2 protein-coding genes are annotated in these 2,787 nt (G+C 69.7%); one reads left to right on the forward strand and one right to left on the reverse strand.

Annotation, left to right across the window (positions count from 1 at the left end; all coding sequences use genetic code 11):
* On the reverse strand, positions 1-989 hold a 989-nt coding region (locus tag ABSF49_RS21400; RefSeq protein ID WP_424114652.1), incomplete at its 3' end, for a tyrosine-type recombinase/integrase.
* 317 nt (positions 990-1,306) lie between these two features.
* On the opposite strand from ABSF49_RS21400, the gene ABSF49_RS21405 reads away from it, so the two are divergent.
* The gene (locus ABSF49_RS21405) at positions 1,307-2,782 is read left to right on the forward strand and encodes a hypothetical protein (protein ID WP_424114653.1); all 1,476 of its coding nucleotides are present in this window, start codon (positions 1,307-1,309) and stop codon (positions 2,780-2,782) included.
* The last annotated feature ends 5 nt before the right edge of the window (positions 2,783-2,787 follow it).

The following is a 2,787-nucleotide window of genomic DNA, read 5'->3' on the forward strand; positions in this document are numbered from 1 at the left end:
TCCCGGAACGATGAGCGGAAGCCATGCACGGTCGCGTTGTCGACGCCCATGCGACGCAAAACCATGTCGAGCGCCATCACAGACAGCGGCTTATTGGCGCGCTGGCCGGGAAAGACAAATTCGGAGACTTTCGCCTTCGCCAACTTCGCCACGACTGCAAGGGCGCCGTCGCTGAGCGGGACGCTATGTGGCCGCGCGGACTTCATACGATCGGCGGCGAGCGTCCAAACCTTTGCGTCGACGTCGATTTCAGACCAGCGGGCGCCGAGCACTTCGCCCGACCGCGCCGCGGTCAGGATCGCGAATTCTAGGGCGGAAGCGGCGACGGCGTCGCGTTCGCGCAGCCGCGCCAGGAACGCCGGCAGGTCTTTGTAGGGCATTGCCGCATGGTGCCCGCGCGACAAGCGCGATTGCTTGGCGAGAAGGTTCTCAAGGTGGCCGCGCCAAGCGGCGGGATTTTCGCCTGTCCGGTAGCCCTTGGCCTTCGCGGCGTTGAGGACGCGCTCGATACGCCCGCGCACCCTTGAGGCTGTTTCGGGCTTCGTGTTCCAGATTGGCCGAAGCGCGGCCAGGACGTCGGTGGTCTCGATCTTGTCGACCGGCTTCGCGCGCAGCGGTTCAGCATAGGTCTTGAGCGTCGACTTCCATTGCGCCCGATGCTTCTCGTTGCGGAAGCCTTCGCTGAGCTGCTCGGCGATCTCATCGGCAAGCTCGCCGAACGTCGGGATGCCGCGGTCCTTTCGGCGTTCGGAAATCGGATCGACGCCGCCGCGGGCGAGCCGGCGGCCGGCGATTGCCTTTTCGCGCGCCTCGGCGAGCTCGACCTCGGGGTAGCTGCCAAGGCCCATTTCGCGCGGTCGTCCTTCCCAGATGAAGCGGAGAACCCACTTCTTCGCGCCGGTCAGCGAGACCGCGAGCTGCAGGCCGCCGCCGTCGCCGTACTTGCCTGACTTGGCGGTTTCGACTTTGCGCGCTGTCAGTTGTCCCATGTCAGCCGTCCACAAATCAGTCCACAGTTAGAGACGAGATTGTGAGGCACACCGTGAGACTTGTAAAGACAGAAAACGCGGAAACGCCGAGAAACATTCGTGTCAGCGTGTCAGGCTGACACGCGCTGACACGAAAGTATGTCGGCCTCCGTCTCCGCCAATTTCTCCAGCCTCCGTGCTGAGACCCCTCTGCAGGGCGCGGCGGTGATTTGCGGCATGATCGCTCCCGCGACGCTCAGCGACTTGACGCGGCCGAAGCGGCAGGCGTCAAGCGATCCTTAACCAGACGTTATCGCGGCTTTGGCAAGCTCAGGCGCATGTCGATCGCCCTTTCCTCCGCCGCTGCGCCGGCCGACGCGGCGGCGCGTCCGTTCGAGCCGGCGCCGTTGCTGATCGCCTTCGCCGTGCTGGCGCTCGCCGCCTTCTCGCCGGCGGCGCTCAACGACGGCGACACCTGGACCCATGTCGCGACCGGCCAGTGGATCCTCGCCCATGGCGCGATCCCGCGCGTCGATCCGTTCTCCTACACCTTCGCCGGCCAGCCGTGGATCGCGCATGAGTGGCTCTCCGAAGTCCTGATGGCGCTCGCCTATCGCGCCGCCGGCTGGAGCGGCGTCGCGCTGCTGACCGGCGCTGCGGCGGCGACGGCGATCTTCGTCATGGCGCGGCGCGCCGCCCGCGATCTCTCCGGAATCGCCCTGCTCGCCCTCGTCGCGCTCGCGGCGCTGCTGGTCGCGCCGAGCCTGCTGGCGCGGCCGCATATCCTGGCGCTGCCGCTGCTGGCGCTGTGGGCCGACGCGCTGTTCGCCGCGCGCGAGGCGGACCGCGCGCCGCCGATCGTCCTCGTCGCGCCGATGGCGCTGTGGGCCAATCTGCACGGCGGCTTCGCCTTCGGCCTGGCGTTGATCGCGCCCTTCGCGCTCGAGGCGCTGCTCGCCGCCGCGCCCGAGGCGCGGCTGAGCGTGATCCGCGACTGGGGCCTGTTCGCTCTCGCCAGCATCGCCGCGGCGGCGCTGACGCCGTTCGGCGTCGAGGGGCTCCTGTTCCCCGTGCGGCTCATCGGCCTCGCGCACTTGAGCGAGATCGGCGAATGGCGGCCGGAGAACTTCGCCCATCCCGGTCCGATGGAGCTGGCGCTGCTGGCGCTGGTCGCCTTCGCGCTGCTGCGGCCGACCCGCCTGCCCTGGCTGCGCGTCGTGCTGCTGGTCGGGCTCATCCACATGGCGCTGCAGCACGGCCGCCACCAGACGCTGCTGGCGATGCTCGCGCCGATGCTGCTCGCCCCGGCGATCCGCCCCGCGCTCGGCCAGACCGCGCCGCGGAGGCTGACGCCCGCCTCGAGCGCAGTGGTCCTTGCTGCGGCGGCGGTGGCGCTGGTGCTCGCCGGCGCGCGGCTCGCCGCGCCGATCGTGCGCCACGACTCGGCGTCGTCGCCGATCGCGGCGCTCAGCGCCGTGCCGCCGCCGTTGCGCGGCGAGCCCGTGCTGAACGGCTACGGTTTCGGCGGCTATCTGATCGGCGCCGGCGTCAGGCCGTTCGTCGACGGCCGCGCCGACCTGTACGGCGACGCCTTCCTCGACCTCTACGGCAAAATCGCCGCGGGCGACCGACAAGCGCTCGACGACGCGCTGACGCGCTGGCGCATCGCCTGGACGATCTTCCCGCCGAGCGAGCCGATCGTCGCCGTCATCGACCGCGAACCCGGCTGGCGCCGCCTCTACGCCGATACGTTCGCGGTGGTGCAAGTGCGCGAGGACGCGCCGGGGGCGGAGGGGCTGCGGCAAGGGAACTGAGGGGC

The sequence above is a fragment of the Roseiarcus sp. genome (genome assembly GCF_049514155.1).
Classification (GTDB): domain Bacteria; phylum Pseudomonadota; class Alphaproteobacteria; order Rhizobiales; family Beijerinckiaceae; genus Roseiarcus.

Bases quoted from the DNA above. Each gene is read 5' to 3' on its own strand.
- ABSF49_RS21405 (WP_424114653.1), top strand. From the start codon at position 1,307: ATGTCGATCGCCCTTTCCTCCGCCGCTGCGCCGGCCGACGCGGCGGCG.